The sequence below is a fragment of the Acidovorax sp. 62 genome (genome assembly GCF_002754495.1).
Lineage (GTDB): Bacteria > Pseudomonadota > Gammaproteobacteria > Burkholderiales > Burkholderiaceae_C > Acidovorax.
The window spans coordinates 2,231,085-2,249,813 of sequence record NZ_PEFJ01000001.1; the positions used below are offsets into that span (position 1 = coordinate 2,231,085).

At 64.9% G+C, this 18,729-nt stretch carries 22 protein-coding genes; 9 read left to right on the forward strand and 13 right to left on the reverse strand.

The genetic code is table 11. The features are described from left to right. Nucleotides 1-47 precede the first annotated feature (47 nt). From CLU86_RS09970 to CLU86_RS09980, 4 genes are all read right to left on the reverse strand, one after another. The gene (locus CLU86_RS09970) at nt 48-929 is read right to left on the reverse strand and encodes an alpha/beta hydrolase (protein WP_233194922.1); all 882 of its coding nucleotides are present in this window, start codon (nt 927-929) and stop codon (nt 48-50) included. A 4-nt stretch (nt 930-933) separates the two neighbouring features. Next, nucleotides 934-1,056: a hypothetical protein gene (locus CLU86_RS23205; RefSeq protein WP_255408843.1), complete on the reverse strand. Its 123-nt coding sequence runs from the start codon at nt 1,054-1,056 to the stop codon at nt 934-936. A gap of 77 nt (nt 1,057-1,133) precedes the next feature. Then, nucleotides 1,134-1,778, reverse strand: a complete 645-nt coding sequence (locus tag CLU86_RS09975; protein ID WP_199175108.1) for a glutathione S-transferase family protein — start codon at nt 1,776-1,778, stop codon at nt 1,134-1,136. A gap of 104 nt (nt 1,779-1,882) precedes the next feature. After that, nucleotides 1,883-2,275 carry a YkvA family protein gene (locus CLU86_RS09980; RefSeq protein ID WP_099741504.1) on the reverse strand — a complete coding sequence of 131 codons (393 nt, stop codon included), beginning with the start codon at nt 2,273-2,275 and terminating at the stop codon, nt 1,883-1,885. Nucleotides 2,276-2,410: 135 nt separating this feature from the next. Between CLU86_RS09980 and CLU86_RS09985 the strand changes: the two genes are divergently transcribed. Further along, nucleotides 2,411-2,698: a ParD-like family protein gene (locus tag CLU86_RS09985; protein ID WP_099741505.1), complete on the forward strand. Its 288-nt coding sequence runs from the start codon at nt 2,411-2,413 to the stop codon at nt 2,696-2,698. Then, complete coding sequence (gene map / locus CLU86_RS09990; RefSeq protein ID WP_099741506.1) at nt 2,698-3,498, forward strand: type I methionyl aminopeptidase; 801 nt, start codon at nt 2,698-2,700, stop codon at nt 3,496-3,498. The genes CLU86_RS09985 and map overlap by 1 nt, the downstream gene beginning before the upstream one ends. A 109-nt stretch (nt 3,499-3,607) precedes the next feature. Here map and CLU86_RS09995 read toward each other — a convergent pair whose 3' ends face one another. The 8 genes from CLU86_RS09995 to CLU86_RS10030 are packed head-to-tail and all read right to left on the reverse strand — an operon-like array spanning nt 3,608 to nt 10,919. Next, complete coding sequence (locus CLU86_RS09995; protein ID WP_099741507.1) at nt 3,608-4,306, reverse strand: SDR family NAD(P)-dependent oxidoreductase; 699 nt, start codon at nt 4,304-4,306, stop codon at nt 3,608-3,610. Continuing rightward, nucleotides 4,303-4,647 carry a hypothetical protein gene (locus tag CLU86_RS10000; RefSeq protein ID WP_099741508.1) on the reverse strand — a complete coding sequence of 115 codons (345 nt, stop codon included), beginning with the start codon at nt 4,645-4,647 and terminating at the stop codon, nt 4,303-4,305. The genes CLU86_RS09995 and CLU86_RS10000 overlap by 4 nt, the downstream gene beginning before the upstream one ends. 20 nt (nt 4,648-4,667) lie before the next feature. Next, nucleotides 4,668-6,230, reverse strand: a complete 1,563-nt coding sequence (locus CLU86_RS10005; protein WP_099741509.1) for a cryptochrome/photolyase family protein — start codon at nt 6,228-6,230, stop codon at nt 4,668-4,670. Beyond that, nucleotides 6,227-7,543 (reverse strand): DASH family cryptochrome, encoded by a 1,317-nt coding sequence (locus CLU86_RS10010; RefSeq protein WP_099741510.1) that lies wholly within the window; start codon nt 7,541-7,543, stop codon nt 6,227-6,229. The genes CLU86_RS10005 and CLU86_RS10010 overlap by 4 nt, the downstream gene beginning before the upstream one ends. Then, nucleotides 7,540-7,713 (reverse strand): DUF2256 domain-containing protein, encoded by a 174-nt coding sequence (locus tag CLU86_RS23300; protein ID WP_099741511.1) that lies wholly within the window; start codon nt 7,711-7,713, stop codon nt 7,540-7,542. Before CLU86_RS23300 ends, CLU86_RS10010 begins: the two co-directional genes overlap by 4 nt. A gap of 3 nt (nt 7,714-7,716) precedes the next feature. After that, a complete protein-coding gene (locus CLU86_RS10020) occupies nt 7,717-9,288 on the reverse strand; it encodes a cryptochrome/deoxyribodipyrimidine photo-lyase family protein (RefSeq protein WP_099741512.1) in 1,572 nt (523 codons plus the stop codon). 33 nt (nt 9,289-9,321) lie between these two features. Further along, nucleotides 9,322-10,356: an NAD(P)/FAD-dependent oxidoreductase gene (locus tag CLU86_RS10025; protein ID WP_099741513.1), complete on the reverse strand. Its 1,035-nt coding sequence runs from the start codon at nt 10,354-10,356 to the stop codon at nt 9,322-9,324. Continuing rightward, a complete protein-coding gene (locus CLU86_RS10030) occupies nt 10,353-10,919 on the reverse strand; it encodes a lipocalin family protein (protein WP_199175109.1) in 567 nt (188 codons plus the stop codon). Before CLU86_RS10030 ends, CLU86_RS10025 begins: the two co-directional genes overlap by 4 nt. A gap of 124 nt (nt 10,920-11,043) precedes the next feature. Between CLU86_RS10030 and CLU86_RS10035 the strand changes: the two genes are divergently transcribed. Then, the gene (locus CLU86_RS10035) at nt 11,044-11,286 is read left to right on the forward strand and encodes a glutaredoxin (protein ID WP_099741514.1); all 243 of its coding nucleotides are present in this window, start codon (nt 11,044-11,046) and stop codon (nt 11,284-11,286) included. 91 nt (nt 11,287-11,377) lie between these two features. Here CLU86_RS10035 and CLU86_RS10040 read toward each other — a convergent pair whose 3' ends face one another. Further along, nucleotides 11,378-12,298 carry a LysR family transcriptional regulator gene (locus tag CLU86_RS10040; protein ID WP_099741515.1) on the reverse strand — a complete coding sequence of 307 codons (921 nt, stop codon included), beginning with the start codon at nt 12,296-12,298 and terminating at the stop codon, nt 11,378-11,380. A 182-nt stretch (nt 12,299-12,480) separates the two neighbouring features. Here CLU86_RS10040 and CLU86_RS10045 point away from each other — a divergent pair, with 182 nt between their 5' ends. From CLU86_RS10045 to CLU86_RS10070, 6 genes are all read left to right on the forward strand, one after another. After that, nucleotides 12,481-13,206, forward strand: a complete 726-nt coding sequence (locus CLU86_RS10045) for a pirin family protein (RefSeq protein WP_099741516.1) — start codon at nt 12,481-12,483, stop codon at nt 13,204-13,206. A 169-nt stretch (nt 13,207-13,375) separates the two neighbouring features. Then, nucleotides 13,376-14,029 (forward strand): hydrolase, encoded by a 654-nt coding sequence (locus CLU86_RS10050; protein ID WP_099741517.1) that lies wholly within the window; start codon nt 13,376-13,378, stop codon nt 14,027-14,029. 14 nt (nt 14,030-14,043) lie between these two features. After that, nucleotides 14,044-14,316: a DUF1427 family protein gene (locus CLU86_RS10055; RefSeq protein ID WP_099655924.1), complete on the forward strand. Its 273-nt coding sequence runs from the start codon at nt 14,044-14,046 to the stop codon at nt 14,314-14,316. Between the two features lie 182 nt (nt 14,317-14,498). Next, nucleotides 14,499-16,397 (forward strand): amidohydrolase, encoded by a 1,899-nt coding sequence (locus CLU86_RS10060; RefSeq protein WP_199175110.1) that lies wholly within the window; start codon nt 14,499-14,501, stop codon nt 16,395-16,397. 149 nt (nt 16,398-16,546) lie between these two features. Continuing rightward, nucleotides 16,547-16,951: a DoxX family protein gene (locus tag CLU86_RS10065; protein ID WP_099741518.1), complete on the forward strand. Its 405-nt coding sequence runs from the start codon at nt 16,547-16,549 to the stop codon at nt 16,949-16,951. Next, nucleotides 16,938-18,602, forward strand: a complete 1,665-nt coding sequence (locus CLU86_RS10070) for an MFS transporter (RefSeq protein ID WP_099741519.1) — start codon at nt 16,938-16,940, stop codon at nt 18,600-18,602. Before CLU86_RS10065 ends, CLU86_RS10070 begins: the two co-directional genes overlap by 14 nt. Nucleotides 18,603-18,729: the final 127 nt, after the last annotated feature.

Below are 18,729 nucleotides of genomic sequence, written 5' to 3' on the forward strand. Positions count from 1 at the left end.
AGCCGCCCTTGGGGAGCTTTCTTTGTTAGCCCTAAAGTAGGCTTCGACTACGCCACCCTGACCCGCGCCAGCAACCACGCCACAACATCCCCCATCACCTCATCCCGATTCGTCTCATTCAAGATTTCATGCCGCGCTGCCGGATACAGCTTGACCGTCACATCGGCCACACCCGCATCCCGATACCGCTGCCCCAGTTGCTCCAACAAGACGCCGCCTGCGGCCAGCGGGTCTGCGTCGCCGGATGCGATGAGGATGGGCAAGTCGCTGCGGATGCGGGCAAGTTGCGCAGGGTCGGCCAGGCGCGGCGCAGGGGCGAAGAGTGAGGGGATGACGTCGGGTGGCACGTCCCAGCCGCACCATGGGTCGGCCACGTAGGCGTCTACCTCGGCGGCGTCGCGCGACAGCCATTCGTAGCCAGTGCGGTGTTCAAAGCCTGCGTTGAAGGCCGCAAGCCCGGCAGGGGCATCAGCAGGCGCATTGGCCATGGCGGCGGCAAACAGGTCAAGCGCGGTAGAGCCTGACAGGATGACGCCGGACCAGGTGGCGGAATGATCCAGGATGGCCGCCTGCGCTGCGAACGAGCCCATGGAGTGGCCGAACAGGAACACGGGCAGTTGCGGCCCGTGCTGGGCGCGCAGCAGTGCGCCAAACTGGGCCACATCGGCAATCAGGCCGACAAAGCCTGCGCTGCCAAAGTCACCCAAGCGGCCACCAGCGGTGCGCCCGTGGCCGCGATGGTCTACGGCGTGGACGATGAAGCCTGCGGCGTTGAGGGCGCGGGCAAAGCGGTCGTAGCGCTCGCCGTGCTCTGCCAAACCGTGAGAGATTTGCACGGCACCCACAGGCTGGCCCGGGGTTTGGGCCCAGGTGTAGGTGGTGATGCGGGTGCCGTCGGCGTTGGACTGGAATGAGGAGGTGGTGCTCATCATTTCATTCTGGCACGGTGATGGGGCCGCGCTGTCGCTTGCGCATCATCGCCGCCTGATGCGGGTGCGCGATGTGCAGCAGGCCGTGGCAGTGACGCTGGCCCACGCGCTGCAGCAATGTGGGCACGCCAACCGGGCCATGGCAGATTTGCGGCCGCCGTCACTGCAACTTTTTGGCCGTGCCACCCGTTGCTGGTTACCCCGTTACCACTTGGGCAGGATGCGCTCGCCCGGCAGCATGTCGTAGGGGCTGGCCCATCCGGGCAGTTGGCGCAGGCGCTGCAGCCACGCATGGATGTGGGGGTAGCTCGTAGCCACGTCGTAACCGCTTTCTTCCAGCGGGTAGAACATGTAGCCGCACAGCGAAAAGTCGGCAATGGTGGGCTGCTCGCCCACCATGTAGGCCCGGTTTGCCAGGTGCTTGTTGACGATGCCAAAGGCGTTGTCCATGCGCCCTTTCAGCCAGCCCATCACCGCTGCATCATGGGCTGTGGGGCCAAACGATTTCATGAAGCGATAGGGGGCAAAGTAGCCGGTGAATTTGTGGTTGTCGAACAGCACCCAGCGCAGCACTTCCAGCTTGTCGTCCTCGGTGTTGCCCAGATACGCGGGGGCGTGCTTTTGGGCCAGATAGGTGAGGATCACGCCAGACTGGGTGAGGCTGCGCTCTCCGTCCTCCAGCACAGGGGCTTCGCCCATGGGGTTGACCTGCTCTCGCCAGTCTGCCGTGCGGGTCACTCCGTTCATGAAGTCCACAAACACGGGCTCCCACTCCAGACCCAAGGTCTGCAGAAAGAACGCCACCTTGTATGCATTGCCAGACTGGCAAAAGCTGTGAAGACGGTACATCGCACACTCCTCCTTTGTTGTCCAAAGGGAGCAAGCCATTTACCCCCAGGGCTGAGCAGTGTCACAAAAAATCACCGCAGGCGCTGGGTACTGGGCATTCGCCCTCAACCCAGCGGCCGCAACCACATCCACAAAGCCGCCCCCAAGGCCAGCCACAGCGCCACCACCAACACCGCCCCTGCCATGCTGCGGGGCTTGGCGCCCTGCGTCTGCATCCAAGCATCGGCCTGGTCACGGCAATCGGTCAGCACATCGGAGGGTAGCAGCCGCAAGGTCAGCCAGATCAAACCCGGCAGCAGCAGCACATCGTCCACATAGCCCAGCACCGGAATGAAGTCAGGGATCAGGTCAATCGGGCTCAGCGCATAGGCCACCACAAACAGCCCCAGCGCCTTGGCATACCAAGGCGTCTTGGGGTGCTTGCCCGCAAACCACAGGGTGACTCCATCGCGCTTAACGCGCTTGGCCCAAATCTTCAGTGTGTCGCTGATGCCCATAAAACCCTCGAAGTGCCACCGGATGCAATGCCGATGATGCCCGTGACAACAGACGCACGATGCAGGGCATCAGCTCAGCGTTCGCAAATATACAAAACATATACAATTCAAATACGTTTTACATATTACTGAATCATGGGCATCGTCAAAATTTCCGATCAAATGCATGAAAACCTGCGTCTGGCCAGCACGGCGCTGAGCCGTTCCATCAACTCCCAGGCCGAGCACTGGATGCGCGTCGGCATGCTGGCCGAGCTGTACCCCGACCTGGACCACCGCGAGATTTGCCAGATGCTGGTGCGGGCCGAACTGGCGGGCGGGCTGGATGTGACGCTGGCCGCGCGGGGGGCGCTGGACAGCAAGCCTGCGACCTCTTCAGCAGACGTTGCCCCCGCCGCCCGCGTCAGAAAGCAGCCGCACTGATGGCCCGCGCTGACCGTGGGGTGCCGATTCGATCGGCAGAAGAACTGGTGATGGCGCGGCGGGCCGCGCAGCTGGCGGCCGAGGTGCTGGCGATGATCGAGCCGCATGTGGTGCCGGGCGTAACCACTGACACGCTGGATCGTCTGTGCCACGACCACATCGTGAACGTGCAGGGCGCGCGGCCTGCCAATGTGGGCTACCTGGGCTACCCCAAAACGGTGCTGACCTCGGTGAACCATGTCGTGTGCCACGGCATCCCGTCGCCCCAGCAGATACTGAAGAAGGGCGACATCGTCAACATCGACGTGGCCGTGGAAAAAGACGGCTGGTACGGCGACACCAGCCGCATGTTCTGCGTGGGCACGCCCAGCGTGCTGGCCCAGCGGCTGGTGCGCACCACGTACGAGGCGCTGTGCGCGGGCATCCGCACGGTGAAGCCCGGCGCCACACTGGGCGATGTGGGCCACGCGATTGCCACGGTGGCGCAGCGCGAGAACTTCAGCGTGGTGCGCGAGTACTGCGGCCACGGCATTGGTACCGTGTACCACGATGAGCCGCAGGTGCTGCACTACGGACGGCGCGGCCAGGGGCTGCGGCTGGAGGCAGGCATGGTCTTCACCATCGAGCCCATGCTGAACGCGGGCCAGCGCGAAACGAAAGAGCTGGCCGACGGGTGGACCGTAGTGACCAAAGACCGATCCCTGTCCGCCCAGTGGGAGCACATGGTGGCCGTGACGAACGATGGCTATGAAGTTCTGACGGCGTGGCCGGGGGGCACGGGGGCTTACCCCATCATTTGAGCCATTGCACCGCGGCCTTTTGATTGAATCCGAATGAACCGTTAGCGCTTGAAGGACGGCAGCATTCGGTATCAAAACCATAGCAAACTCCCTGCACGCATCAGAGCAGCTACCAAGGCAGCTTATCCCCGCTGTACGCATAGAACCCGCCCGTTTCTTCCACCGGCATCCCATCCAGCACCCGCAGCATGTCCCCCGCCGCATCAGCAGCCGGGCGGCCAATTTCTGCGCCGTTGAACGGGGCCGACAGGGCTGAATTGACGGTGCCCGGGTGCAGCGCCACCAGCACGGCCTGCGGGTGAGTGCGGGCCACTTCGATGGCAGCCGTTTTGACCAGCATGTTGAGCGCAGCCTTGCTGGCGCGGTAGCTGTACCAGCCGCCCAGGCGGTTGTCGCCAATGCTGCCCACCTTGGCCGAAAGCACGGCGAGCAGGCCACGCCCGTGCGTTGGCAGCAGCGGCGCAAAGTGGGCCAGCACCAGCGCGGGGCCGAAGGTGTTGGTGCGGAAGGTGGCTTCCATCTGCGCGTAGTTCAACTGGCCCAGGCGCTTTTCAGGCATGCCGTGGGGGCCATGCAGCAGACCTGTGGCGTGGATGATGCAGTGCCATGGCCCCTGGGCCTTGAGCTGCTGGGCGGCGTGGGCGATGGTGGCTTCATCGTCCAAATCGACCGCCGGGTGGGTGTGGCGGCCCAGGCCCAAGGCCAGAGCGCAGCGCGGATCGGCCTGCAAGTGGGCCAGAAAGGCGCTGCCAATGGCGCCGGTGGCACCGATGACGATGGCGCGGTAGCCGTGAGGAAGCGAGTTCATGGAGAAGACCAGTCACCAGGGTGTGTGGCCTGCGCATAGACCAGGGAGCCATCGCAGAGCACTTTAGTTTGGTAGTGCGGGAACACGTGATGACCACAGTGCTCAGTGAAAACCGCGATGGTGCGGCGTTCCTCACTCACCAGAGCGAACGCATACTTGAACTCCACTACAGATTCGTCCATGAGTTCGATACGAAGCGTTTGGGATGGGAAAAAGATGGTGTGATTGGGTTTGTCCAAAAACGCCTCTACCGTGCAGCCATATCGGACCGCAAGTTCAGGAGCCCACTCCTGAATGATCTGGGCAGATAGGCGCGGCACGGGGTATTCGTGCAATCTCATGGTGCGTGTGGAATGTGTAGTCAAAGCATATCGAGTCTAGTGCGCAGGCTGGCCGCATGCTCGCGCAGCGCATCGAGCTGCGGGCCCTGCATTTTTTGCAGCTGGCGGTACACCATGCCGAGGCGAAAGTTGTTGCCCAGCACTGCTTCGTTGCGCGCAAAGAAGTCCCAGTACAGAGCGTTGTACGGGCACGCACGCTCACCCACCTTCAGCTTCTTGTCGTAGTGGCACCCGGTGCAGTAGTCGCTCATGCGGTCGATGTAGGCGGCGCTGCTCACATAGGGTTTGGTGGCCAGCAGGCCGCCGTCGGCAAACTGGCTCATGCCCACGGTGTTGGGCACCTCCACCCATTCAAAGGCGTCGATGTACACGCCCAAATACCAGCGGTGCACGGCAGCGGGGTCAAGCCCCGCTAGCAGCGCAAAGTTGCCGATGACCATGAGGCGCTGGATGTGGTGAGCATATGCATGCTCCAGCGACTGGCCCACGGCGTGCTGCATGCAGCGCATGCGGGTGTTGCCCGTCCACAACCACTCTGGCAGCGGCGTGCTGTGGCCCAGGGCGTTGCGCTCGTCGTAGCCGGGCATGTGGGCCCAGTAGATGCCGCGCACGTATTCGCGCCAGCCAAGGATCTGGCGGACAAAGCCCTCCACCGCAGGCAGGGGCGCGGTGCCTGCGTGGTACGCGGCCTGGGCGCGTTGCACTACCTCGTGCGGGCGCAGCATTTTGGTGTTGAGCGCAAAGGATAACAGGGAGTGAAAGAGCCGCGCGCTCTTCGTACTCATGGCGTCCTCATAAGCACCAAAGTGCGGCAGCGTGGTGGTGATGAAGTGGTCGAGCCAGACCAGCGCCTCGACCCGATTCAGCGGCCAGCGCAGCGCATGGGCCTGCGGGTTGCCAAAGCTTTGCACGCCTGCGGCCTGGATGGTGGCCCACAGGACGCTGTGGTCGTGCGTGGGGCGGGCGTCGGGCGGCAGCGCGGGTGTGCCGGGCCAGGGCTTGCGGTTGTCGTGGTCGTAGTTCCACTGCCCGCCTTCGGGCTCGCCTGCCTCGTCGATCAGCACGCTGTGGCGCTGGCGCATGCGGCGGTAGAAGTGCTCCATGAGCCACTGCTTGCGGCCCTTGAACACCTCGGCCATTTCGGTGCGGGTGGTGTAGAAGTGCTCGCTGCTGACGGCCTGCACGGCAAAGGATTGCTCTGCACCCCAGGTGCGCAATTGCTCGTCCAGCCGCCATTCGTCGGGGAGCTGGTAGTGCAGCGTATGCGCGCCGTAATGGGCCATGAGGGCGGCCAGGTTGGCGGGGATGGACTGGCGGTTGCTGGCGTCGTCAATCGCCACGTAGCGCACGCGGTGCCCGGCTTCGCGCAAGTGGCGGGCCAGGTCGCGCATGGCGGCAAAGATGGCGAGGATTTTTTGCGCGTGGTGCAGCACGTAGTCGGTCTCTTGCCGCACTTCCATCAGCACGTAGACCACGCCCTCGTCTTGCGTTGCAAACCAGGAATGCTCGGGGTTGAGCTGGTCGCCCAGCAGCAGGCGCAGCGTATGTGCGCCCTGTGGGGTGCGGGGTTGTAGCGTGCTCATAGCGTGCCCCACATGCGGCGGTAGCTGCCGTCGGCATCGTGGTCTTGCGCCTGCTTGATGGGGTTGAAGCGGCGGCCCCCGCGCGGGTCGGTGCCGCGCCCGGCAATGTAGAGCCAGTTGGCCTGGTTGCTGTACACGTCGTAGTCCACCAGTTGCGATTCGAACCACGCGGCGCCAGCGCGCCAGTCGCTGTGCAGGTCGTAGATGAGGTAGCTGGCAACCACCTGGCGCAGGCGGTTGCTGAGGTAGCCGGTGGCAGCCAGCTCGCGCATGGCGGCATCGACCAGGGGCTGGCCCGTATCGCCCTGGCACCAGCGATCAAAACCGCGCGGGTTGTGTGGGGCGGGCGGCAGTTCTGACAGGCCACGCGCCCGGTACAGCGCTGCACCGTATTGCAGGTGCAGCAGCCGGAAGTAATCGCGCCACAGTAGCTCAAACCACAGCCAGTAGGTGCCGTCATTGGCGCCGTGGTCGCGCTCGAAATTTTTCAGATCGGCATAGATCTGGCGCGGAGACAGCGCGCCGGTAGCCAACCAGGGCGAGAACTTGCTGGAGTAGTCCAGCCCCGTGAGTCCATTGCGTGTGTCTTTGTAGCTGTGGGGCAGCTTGCGGGCCAGGTACTGCGCCAGGTGGGCCAGCGCTGCGGCCTCGCTGCCATCGCAAGCAGGCGTGCCGTAGGGGAAGGACGAGCGCGCATCGCTGCCCTGGGGCAGTGCGGGTGGCTGGATGCTGGCTGCGCCCTGCTCTGCGCCCACGGCCTGCAACACGGGCGCAGGCACTTGGGGCGGCGGCAGCAGTTTGGTGGGTGCGGGCAGTGGTGCAGCGGGGGTAATGCCTGCGCGCTCGACCTTCTGTCGGAAGCTGGTGAACACACCGGGCAGGTCAGAGGCAGGCCAGGGCATGTCGGCCGGGTGCAGCAGGCTGCTGTGCCAAACGGTACGCACCTGCAAGCCAGCGGCGCGCAATGCGGCCACCTCGGCCTGTTCGTAGGGGGCGGCAATGTCTTCGCACACCACGGTGATGGCACCCACGGCCTGGGCAAGTTGCGGCAAGGCGGTGGCGGGCGGGGCCTGGCAGATGAGCAGCGGGTTGCCCAGTGCGCTCATCTGCCCTTGCAGCCCGCGCAGCGCTGCGGCGGTGAAGGCCCGGCGGTGTGCGCCCACACGGGTAAAGCCCCAGGGTGTGGATTCATCCGGCGCGGGCAGGCACACCACAGGCAGGAGGTGGGTAGCACCGCTGGTGAGCGCTGCGCGCAGCGCGGGTTGGTCGTGCAGGCGCAGGTCGTTGCGGAACCAGAACAGCACGGTGCTCATAAGGTGCCCTCCCCTGCGGATTTGTCTCCGCGCTTGCGTTCGCTGCGGCAGCGGTCGGAGCAGTACTTCACCTCGTCCCACACCTTGTCCCACTTCTTGCGCCAAGTGAAGGGCAAGCCGCAGTGCAGGCAGGTCTTTTGCGGGAGGTCTGATTTTTTGCGCATGCGCATGGTTCAAAAGTCCAGGGTTTGCTGCTGGGGGTGCTGGGCGGCGTTGCGTGCGCGGGCCCGAGCGCGTGCCTGCGGGCTGCCGCCATCGCGAAACTGGCGGGAACCGTGTCTTTCGACAATCGCGGCCTGGGCGGCGCGCACGGCGGGTTGGGCGCGCAGGCCGTGCACGCGGGCCTTGGCGGTGCGGGTGGCGGTGTCCAGGTCTACCAGCGGCACGGCAATGTCGGGGCCCACACGCACGCCGCAGCAGGCCTGCACATCGGGCAGCATGCGCCAGGGCTCCAGCAGCCAGGCATCGGGCACGCGGCGCAGGGCGGGCAGCCACTGGCGCACAAAGTGGCCGTGCGGGTCGTGGTCTTGCGCCTGTTTGATGGGGTTGTAGACGCGGGTGGTGTTGATGCCGGTGGTGCCCGCCTGCATTTGCATCTGGCTCCAGTGGATGCCGGGTTCGTAGTCCAGAAACTGGCGTGCCAGCCATTCACCCACGGGCCGCCAATGCAGCCACAGCGGGTACGAGGCCACAGACACCAGCATGGCGCGCATTCGGAAGTTGATCCACCCCGTCTCGCGCAGCATGGCCACGCAGGCATCCACCATGGGCCAGCCGGTGCGCCCGGCGACCAGGGCCTCGAAGTGGGCGGGGTTCCATTCCCCTTCGCGCAGGCCGTTGTAGCCCCGGTGCAGGTTGTGGTATTCCAGCGCGGGCTCGGACTCCAGCTTTTGGATGAAATGGCAGTGCCAGTGCAGGCGGCTCATGAAAGCCGTTAGCCCCTTGCGCTGCCATGCGGCTCCAGGCTCGGTGCTGGTTTTGAGCTGTTGCTGGCGGCGCTGGGTGGCCTGCACCACCTCGCGCATGCCCAGGCAGCCCAGGGCCAAGTAGGGCGAGAGACGTGAGCAGGCGCTGGGCGCGGTCAGCGGCGATGAGATGCCGCCCCGGTAGCCCTGGCTGCGCTGCAGCAAAAAGTCTTGCAGCACGCGCAGCCCCTCTTTGCGGCCTCCGCGCTGGCGCTGGGGTGGGTCGTGCGCCGCCAAACCCAGCTCGGCCCCGATGGGCCAGGGCTGTGCGAGCCACGGCAGCATGCGGCTGTGCAGGGCCTCTGGTGCGGGGGCAGGCACTACGGAGGCGTGCATGAAAGCCTGCCAGTGCTGGTGCCACTCGTCGCGCGAGCGCAGGCGGCGCATCACGCCGTGCTGCGGCAATTCGCGCCAAGCCACGCCCTGCGTGCGACACCAGCGGCCCACGGCCAGGTCGCGGGCATAGGTGTGGGCGTTGCCCGTTTCTTCGTGCGCCACCAGGGTGTGAAAGGGGGCCAGCGCATGCAGGCGGGCCAGCACGTCCACCACCTCGCCCACGGTAACTTGCAGCGTGGCACCCCGCCGCTGCAGGGCCTGGGCCAGGTCGTGCAGGCTTTCTTGCACAAAGTGGTAGTGCTGCAGCGCGGCATCGGGCTGCGCCCACAGGCTGGGCTCGATGACATAGAGGCACAGCACCGGGCCCTGGGCGGCGGCGTGGTGCAGCGGGGCATGGTCGTGCACGCGCAGGTCGCGCTTGAACCAGACGACGGTGTAGCTCATGCCCTGCGCCGCTCTGGCCCCGTCAGTCCGCGATCAGCCCGCCACGGCGCGGGCCAGCGACCGGCCGCTGAGCCACGCGCCCTCGACCTTGCCGCCGCTGATCCAGTCGCCACACATGCCCAGGTGTACATCTGTGTCCCACCAGTAGCCCAGCGTGAGGGCGGGTTCGGTGTCGGCATAGCGCCAGCGGTGGGCGGTGGCTTGCACCTGCGCGGGTGCGGGGCCACCCAGTGCCTGGAAGGCGGCGAGCAAGGTGGCAGTCACGCTGTCGGCGGTGTCTTCGATGTGGGCATCGCTCCACTCTGGGCTGGCGTGCAGCAGCCAGGTCTCGGTGCCTGCGGGGGTGGTGCGGCCGGGCTTGCTGCTGTCGCGCGCCACCCAGCGCAGCGGGCCGGTGTTGATAAAGGCACCGTCCCACGGCAGGGCGACGGGCGCTGGGCAGCGCACCATCACCGCCCAGCTGCCGCGCATGCGTGCACTGGCGGCCACTGCAGCGCCCGTGGGGGCCACGGGGTGCAGCAGGGGCACGGCTTGCGGGGCGGGCACGGCCAGCAGCACGGCGCTGTAGCGCTGCGCGTGCGGGCCATGCTCGGCCGAGGTGATGGCCCAGCCATCGGCATGGCGCTCCAGCTTTTGCACGGTGGTTTGCCACTGCGCCAGGGCTCTATCGCCCGCCTGCTGCAAGCCCTGCACCAGCCAGCCTGCGGGCGATGTCATGCGCGGGGTGCCCACAAAGCGCTCCAGCGGAGTGGCGGGCGTGGTCCACGCGGAGCCATCAAAGCTAGACAGGCGTGCGTCCCACAACGCGGCTACCCCGGCCTGCTGCCAGCGGGCGACTTCAGCACGGAACTGCGGATCGCGTGCGGTGAAGTACTGCGCGCCGTGGTCGCATTGCCAGGGGCCTGCGGCGTCTTCAGCGCGGCGCGTGCTCATGCGGCCAGACGGGCCCCGGCTTTTATCGAACACATGCACGGTGTGCCCTGCCTGCAGCAGGGCCTGTGCGCAAGATAGGCCCGCAAGGCCCGCGCCGATCACGGCAATGGGCAATGGGGATACCGATGTACTCATGGCTGCGGATCGGTACGGTCGTGGGTCACCCAAATGAGGGCCTGCGTGTCGATGCCCAGTGCCTGGGCGCGGGCGATGAGCTGCTCGCGCACGGTGGGGGCCAGTTGCTTGCTGCGCGACAGAATCCAGCAGTAACTGCGGTCTGGCCCCACCACCAGCGCCCATTGGTAGTCGGCATCGAGCGCGGCCACGTGGTAGCCGCCGTAGAACGGGCCAAAGAACGAGACCTTGAGCGACGCCGTGTTGGCATCGCCCGTGAACTTCGCCTTGCCCTCGGCCTGACGCCAATCGTTCTTGGCCGTATCAAAGCCCCGGTTCAGCACGCGCACGCTGCCGTCGCTCTGGCGCTGGTAAGTGGCAGACACATCGGTCATGCCCCGCTCAAAAGAATGCTCGAGCCGCGCGGCTTCGTACCACTTGCCCTCGTAGCGGGCTAAGTCGAAAGGCGTGACCGGGGTGATGCCCTGGGGCGACTGGGTGGACGAGCAACCAGCCAGCAAGGCCGCAGCGCCCAACGCGGCAACCAGAACAAACCGGCGGTGTATGGGGTGGGATGAAGGCATAAAAACCAATCAGTCACAAAACAAACCGAATGGTAAACCCAAACTACCGCAGGTGCCCCAAAGGGCTAACAGGCGCCGCCAGCGCGCCAAGCACCCGCGCAGGCCAACGCCTAAAATCGAGCGTATGACCCTCAAGATCACCGTCTACTCCAAGTCCGCCTGCCCCCAGTGCGAATCGGCCAAGAGCCTGCTGAAAGCGCGCTCGCTGCCCTACGAAGAAATCAAGATCGATGACGAAGCCGAACGCCTGGCCTTTTATGCCAAGTGCGGCCCCGCCGTGCGGCAAATGCCGCAGGTCTTTATCAACGAACAGCGTGTGGGTGGGCTCACCGGCCTGCAAGCGGCACTCAAGCAACTGGGGCATTGACAGACAGCCTGGCACCTTGATGCCGCTAAAGACGCCGCAGAGCGTGCCGGGCTCTCCACCTTAAACGGCCTGGTGGCCCCCAGCATCGCCCTCAGCGCAGGCTGCGCGGCAAGATGCCGGGCAGCAACGGGCGACTCAGGCGCTGGCACCACCATTTGAAGGCCTCGCCGGGGGTGCCAGACTTCCAGGCCAACCAAAACGTTTCCTCGGCGCGGGGTTCTTCCACCGCCACCTCCACCAACCCCCCCTCTTCCAGCTCTGCCTGCACGCAAGCTTTGGGCACAAAGCCATGGCCCAACCCTGCGACCTGGCAGGCAATCTTGGCCTGCATAGATGGCACCGTGATTCGCCGCTGGCCTGAGAGCAGCCCCACCGTGCGGTCCGTGAGCGAGCGTGCCCCATCGCCCACCACCACGGCGGTGTGCTCCAGCAAGTCGCTGCGGCGCAACGGGCGGTCTGGTCGGCCCAGGCGGGCCAACGGGTGCGTGGGTGCCACACAAAAGACAAAGGCCAGCGTACCCACAGCCACGGCTTTGTAGCCACCGCCGGCAGGGCCTTCGCCGGCAGCCACGATGAGGTCAGCACGCCCATCTCTCAACGCCTCCCAGGTGCCAGTCATGGCCTCACAGCCAATGCGCAGGCGGGTGCCGCAGTTCAGGTCTTCAAAAGCGCAGATGTCCTGATTGAAGGCGCTGGTGGGGATGAGCGAGTCATGCACCAGGCGTACTTCCGATTCAAACCCCGTAGCGATCTGCCTCATGCGCGATTCCAGCTGCCGCGCCGACACCAGCAGCCAGCGCCCTTCTTTCAGCATCTCCTGCCCCGCTGCCGTGAGGGTGACGCGCGGGCCATTGCGCACAAACAGCGCCAGTCCTAACTGATCCTCAAGCTTGCTCACGCTGTAAGAAATGGTGGAGGGCACCTTGTGCAGGTGCTCTGAGGCCCCCGCAAACGAACCGTAGCGGGCGATGGCATCGACCAATTCGATGGCTTCCAGCGTCAGTTTCAACATGGAAATTTCCTTGATTTACATCATCGAAATTATCGATGATGAATACCCAAACGTTTCAACCTTGACCCGGATCAAAAGCCAGATACTTTCTCCATCGCAACACGAAATACACGCTGAAACGGCACAGAGCCAACTGGAACGCCAGTGTGAATTTCATCGAACCTAAAGAAAGGAATTGCACCATGCTCGACATCCGCAGATCCCACCAACGCGGCAACGCCAACCACGGCTGGCTCCGTTCACGCCACACGTTTTCGTTTGGCCACTACCACGATGCACAGCAACAGGGCTTTTCAGACCTGCTGGTGATCAACGATGACCGGGTGGCCCCAGGCCAGGGTTTTGGTACCCACCCCCACCGCGACATGGAAATCTTCTCGTATGTGCTGGAAGGGGCCCTGGAGCACAAGGACTCGATGGGCACAGGCTCGGTGATCCGCCCCGGCGACGTGCAAATGATGAGCGCAGGCACCGGGGTGCGCCACAGCGAGTTCAACCACTCCAAGCAAGACGGCGTGCACTTTCTGCAGATCTGGATCGTTCCCGGAACCACCGGGGTTGCACCGCGCTACCAGCAGGTGCACTTCAGTGAAGCAGAAAAGCGTGGCCAACTGCGCCTGATCATCTCGCCCGAAGGCGAACAGGGATCGCTGGCCGTGCACCAGGACGCCAGGGTGTACGCAGCGCTGCTCCATGGCGAAGAAGCCGCCAGCCTGGATGTGGGCCCTGACCGCAATGTGTATGTGCATGTGGCACGTGGCAGCCTGGAGGTGAACGGTGAGCGCCTGGAGGAAGGCGACGGGGCACGCATTCGCAATGCCCAGGCCTTGCACTTTGCCAACGGCCAGGATGCAGAAGTGCTTGTCTTTGACCTGCGCCCGCTGGAATTGCCCACCATGCCGCACTGACGCCACGCCGCGAGGCAAGCCTCGCAGCGCGACAAAACACCATTCGGCCCCTGGCACCGCATCAGCGAATGCCGGGGGCCCGATACGGCCGACAGTCCGGGCTCAGCCCGGTCTTGCCCAGGCCATTCTTTCTTCACGTTCCATTCATTTTTTACCAGGGAGTTTCACCATGACCATCACCGCCCAAGCCACCCCCGGCGCACGCTTGCTCAGCCCCAAGGACCACACGCTGATCCTGATCGACTTCCAGTCGCAAATGGCCTTCGCCACCCATTCGATTGACGCGGCAAACCTGCGCACCAATGCCTCGCTGGTCGCCCAGGCGGCCGCAGGCTTTGGGGTGTCCACCATCCTGACCACGGTGGCAGAAAAGAGTTTTTCGGGCCCCATGTTTGACGAGATCACAACACCCTTCCCCGGCCAGAAAATGCTGGACCGCACGTCCATGAACACCTGGGAAGATGCCGCTGTCATCGCCGAAGTCAACCGCATTGGCAAGCCACGCATCGTGCTGGCAGGCCTGTGGACCAGCGTGTGCATCGTGGGCCCGGCCCTCTCCGCGCTGGACCAGGGCTTTGAGGTGTATGTGATCACCGATGCTTGTGGCGACGTGTCTGTGGAAGCCCACAACCGCGCCGTGGAGCGGATGGTGCAAGCGGGTGCACAGCCCATGACATCGCTGCAATACCTGCTGGAGCTGCAGCGCGACTGGGCCCGTGGTGAAACATATGACCTGACGACTGGCATTGCGAAGAAGGTGGGCGGCGCCTACGGCATTGGCATCAACTACGCCAAGACCATGTTCAACGCCCACGAAGGCTGATAAGAGGGCCGGCCGTGAAGACATACCTCCTGTCTGCCGCTGCCGGCCTGCTGGTCGGCGTCATCTACAGCCTCTTGAACGTGCGCTCGCCTGCTCCACCGCTCATCGCCCTGCTGGGGCTGCTGGGAATGCTGGTGGGTGAGCAGGTGATTCCGGTGGGCAAGAAGTTGCTGGGCGGGAGCACCTTCAGCACCGCGTGCCATGAGACCAGGGCAACGGCTTCCGTGCTGGGCCACCTGCCAGGCCGACAAGCGCCAGCAACACCCACCGAGGACAAGCAGGCCTGACCGCCTGGTCATCCATACGCCATGCCTTGCGTGCGCTGCTGCAGCGGCAGCAGCGCACCGGCATTCCACGAAAGAAACCCATGACATCCCGTCGAAACATCCTGGGCGCCGCGACGACAGTGGCACTGGGTAGTCTATTGGGGCGCAACGCCTCTGCAGCCGAACACCAAGGAGCCACTGCCATGTCCGATTCTTATCCAGACGCCGTCTTCTTTAACGGCCAGATCACCACGCTGGACCGCAGCAAACCCACGGCCAGCGCCGTCGCAGTCAAGGCGGGCCGCTTCGTGGCCGTGGGCGATGACCAAGAAATTCTGGCGCTGGCCGGAGACCGCACCCGGCGCATCGACCTCCAGCGCAAAAGCGCGCTGCCGGGTCTGTTCGACAACCACACCCATGTGGTGCGCGGCGGGCTCAACTACAACACGGAGCTGCGCTGGGACGGCGTGCGCTCGCTGGCGGATGCGCTGGACATGCTCAAGCGCCAGGTGGCGGTCACCCCGGCGCCGCAGTGGGTGCGCGTGGTGGGCGGCTTTACCGAGCATCAGTTCGTTGAAAAGCGCCTGCCCACGCTGCAGGAGATCAACGCCATCGCACCCGACACGCCAGTGTTTCTGCTGCACCTGTACGACCGCGCACTGCTCAACGCCGCGGCACTGCGTGCCGTGGGCTACACCAAGGACACGCAGGCGCCTCCTGGCGGCGAGATCGTGCGCGACGCAAGCGGCAACCCCACCGGCCTGTTGCTGGCCAAGCCCAACGCCACCATCCTCTATGCCACCCTCGCCAAAGGCCCCAAGCTGCCACTCGACTACCAGGTCAATTCCACGCGCCACTTCATGCGCGAGCTCAACCGCCTGGGCGTGACCGGCGTGATCGACGCGGGTGGCGGCTTCCAGAACTACCCCGATGATTACGAGGTGATCCAGCAGCTGGCCGACGCCAACCAGATCACCGTGCGCTTGGCCTACAACCTGTTCACGCAAAAGCCCAAGCAGGAGAAAGAGGACTTCCTCAAATGGACGTCTTCAGTCAAGTACAAGCAGGGTGACGACTATTTCCGCCACAACGGCGCGGGCGAGATGCTGGTGTACTCGGCAGCCGACTTTGAGGACTTCCGCGTGGAACGCCCCGACATGCCGCCGCAGATGGAAGGCGAGCTGGAGGAGGTCGTGCGCGTGCTGGTGCAGAACAAATGGCCTTGGCGCCTGCATGCAACCTATGACGAGACTATCTCGCGGGCACTGGATGTGTTCGAGAAGGTGCACCGCGATACGCCAATCACAGGCATCAACTGGTTCTTCGACCATGCAGAGACCATCTCCGACAAGTCCATAGACCGCATTGCGGCGCTGGGAGGCGGCATAGCAGTGCAGCACCGCATGGCCTACCAGGGCGAGTACTTCATCGAGCGCTACGGCGCCCGGGCAGCAGAGGCCACGCCTCCGGTCAAGCGCATTCTGGAAAAAGGTGTCAAGGTTTCGGCCGGTACCGATGCCACGCGGGTGGCCTCTTACAACCCCTGGGTCTCGCTGTCATGGATGATCACCGGCAAGACACTGGGCGGCACACAGCTGTATCCACAGCGCAACCTGCTGGACCGCGAGACGGCCCTGCGCATGTGGACCGAAAACGTAGCCTGGTTCAGCAACGAAGAGGGCAAGCGTGGCCGCATTGCCGTGGACCAACTGGCCGACTTCATCGTGCCCAGCAAGGACTTCTTCAAGGTGCCGGAAGACGAGATCTCGTTCCTGACCTCACACCTCACAGTGGTCGGTGGCCGAGTGGTCTACGGCGAGGGCGAGTTTGCCCGGCATGACGACAACCCACTGCCCCCGGCCATGCCCGACTGGTCGCCGACCAGGCTGTTCGGCGGCTATGCCGGTTGGGGTGATCCGGAAGGGGCGGGCAAGAACTCGCTCAACCCGGTGCGCTATCGCAACATGGCAGCGGCTTGCGGCTGCAGCACCAGCTGCGGGATGCACGGCCACAACCATGCCGACGCGTGGGCATCCAACGTGCCGTCCTCTGATCCGAAGAGCTTCTTTGGGGCACTGGGCTGCTCTTGCTGGATGGCCTAAAACAAAAGGGCCTCCCTGAGCTACGGCGCGGCGTCCCCCTCACACTCTTTGAGCGGGGGACGCAGGACCGCGCATGACTGCACAAGACTCCAAGGAGAAATGCGATGACTACATCCTCATACGGCGTTCAGGAACGCCTGGCAACCGTGATGCGCCCTGTTTTCGGCAGCGCTGCCATGCGCTTTGTGGGCTATCTGGGCCTGTGCGCCGCTTATCTGCAGGGAGGCCTGACCAAGCTCACCTCCTTTTCCGGTGCCATGGCTGAGATGCAGCACTTCGGGCTGGTACCTGCGCCGCTGTTCGCGGTGCTGGTGATAGCACTGGAGCTGGGCGCCTCGGTGCTGATTCTGGTTGGCCGGTGGCGCTGGCTGGGTGCGCTGGCCCTGGGCTGCTTCACCTTGCTGGCCACGATGCTGGCACTGCGCTTTTGGGAACTGCCCCCAGGGCAGGAGCGCTTCATGGCGACCAATTCCTTTTTTGAGCACCTGGGCCTGGTCGGTGGCTTTGTGCTGGTGGCCTGGCAAGACCTGCGAGGTAACCATGTCACCCAATGATTCCCACAAGCCGCCGCCGCAGGCGGGAGCAACCTCTCAACAGCAACCCGGCACTGCCTTTGCGGCACTGCGCTTTCCGGTGTTTGCCGTGCTGTGGACTGCCACGGTGCTTGGCAACATTGGCAGCTTCATGCGCGATGTGGCCAGCGCGTGGATGGTGACGGAGCTGACGTCCAGCCCGGCAGCAGTGGCCTTGATTCAGACCGCCGCCACCTTACCCGTGTTTTTGCTGGCCATCCCTGCGGGGGTGTTGTCTGACATTCTGGACCGGCGGCGTTTTCTCATTGCGGTGCAGGTGTTGCTGGCATCGGTGAGCGGCACGCTGCTGATGCTGGCCTCCACCCACACGCTCACCGTGGAGTGGCTGGTGGCCTTGACGTTTGTGGGCGGCATGGGCGCGGCACTCATGGGGCCCAGCTGGCAGTCCATCGTGCCGGAGTTGGTACCGCGCAGCGAGCTCAAAGGCGCCGTGGCACTGAACTCGCTGGGTGTGAACATTGCACGCTCTATAGGCCCTGCCGCCGGCGGGTTGCTGCTGGCCAGCTTTGGGGCGGCCATGGCCTACGGGGTGGACTTGCTGAGCTATGTGTTTGTGATCGGTGCGCTGTGGTGGTGGAAGCGCACCCCCACCGCATCCAATGGGCTAGACGAGCATTTCTTCGGGGCCTTGCGTGCGGGGCTGCGCTTTGCCCGTGCCAGCCGCGATCTGCATGTGGTGCTGCTGCGTGCGGCCGTGTTCTTTGGCTTTGCCAGCGCAGTGTGGGCCCTGCTGCCCCTGGTGGCGCGGCGCATGCTGGGCGGCGGCGCCGGGTTTTATGGGGTGCTGCTGGGCGCGGTGGGTGCTGGTGCCATTGCAGGCGCCGTGCTGCTGCCCAGGTTGCGCCAGCGCTGGGATGCAGACCAACTGCTGCTGGGCGCATCGGCACTGACCGCCGCTGTGATGGCGGTGCTGGCCGTTGCGCCGCCCCAGTGGGCTGCCGTTGGGCTCATGCTGCTGCTGGGCGCAGGCTGGATCGTGGCGCTGACGACCCTCAATGGCGTGGCCCAGTCGGTGCTGCCCAACTGGGTGCGCGGGCGGGGGCTGGCCATCTACCTCATGGTGTTCAACGGTGCCATGGCAGCGGGCAGCCTGGTCTGGGGACTGATGGCAGGCCAGGCAGGACTGGCCCCCACCCTGTGGATGGGGGCTGCAGGGTTGGTGGTGGTGGCCTTTGCCGCACACCGCTTGCGCCTGCCCAGGGGGGAGGCCGATTTGCAGCCCTCCAACCACTGGCCGGAGCCTTTGGTGGCCGAACCTGTACCCCATGACCAGGGCCCGGTGATGGTGCAAATCGAGTACCGCATCGCGGCCCACGACAAGGCCGCCTTTGCACAGGCCATGCAGGCGGTGGGGGAAGAGCGCCGCCGCGACGGCGCCTATGCCTGGGGCATCGCGGAGCACACGGGAGAGCCAGGCCGGGTCATGGAATGGTTTCTGGTGGAGTCCTGGGCCGAGCACATGCGCCAGCACACCCGCGTTTCGCAGGCCGACGCAGACCTGCAGGCGGCAGCCCAACGCTTTCACCAGGGCCCCGGTGGGCCGGTGGTGCACCACTACCTGGCACTGCACGCAGCAAGTGCCGCAGGCACAGCAGGTGCCGCAACACCGTGACCGTCCTACACCACACGCGGCACGGCTGTGCTGCAATACCACCCTGCCCCACTGCACGCACGGGCAAGGTTTGCCGCAAGCCCGCCCGCAAGGCACAAGGAGCTTGTACCACCCCATTCACCTCTTT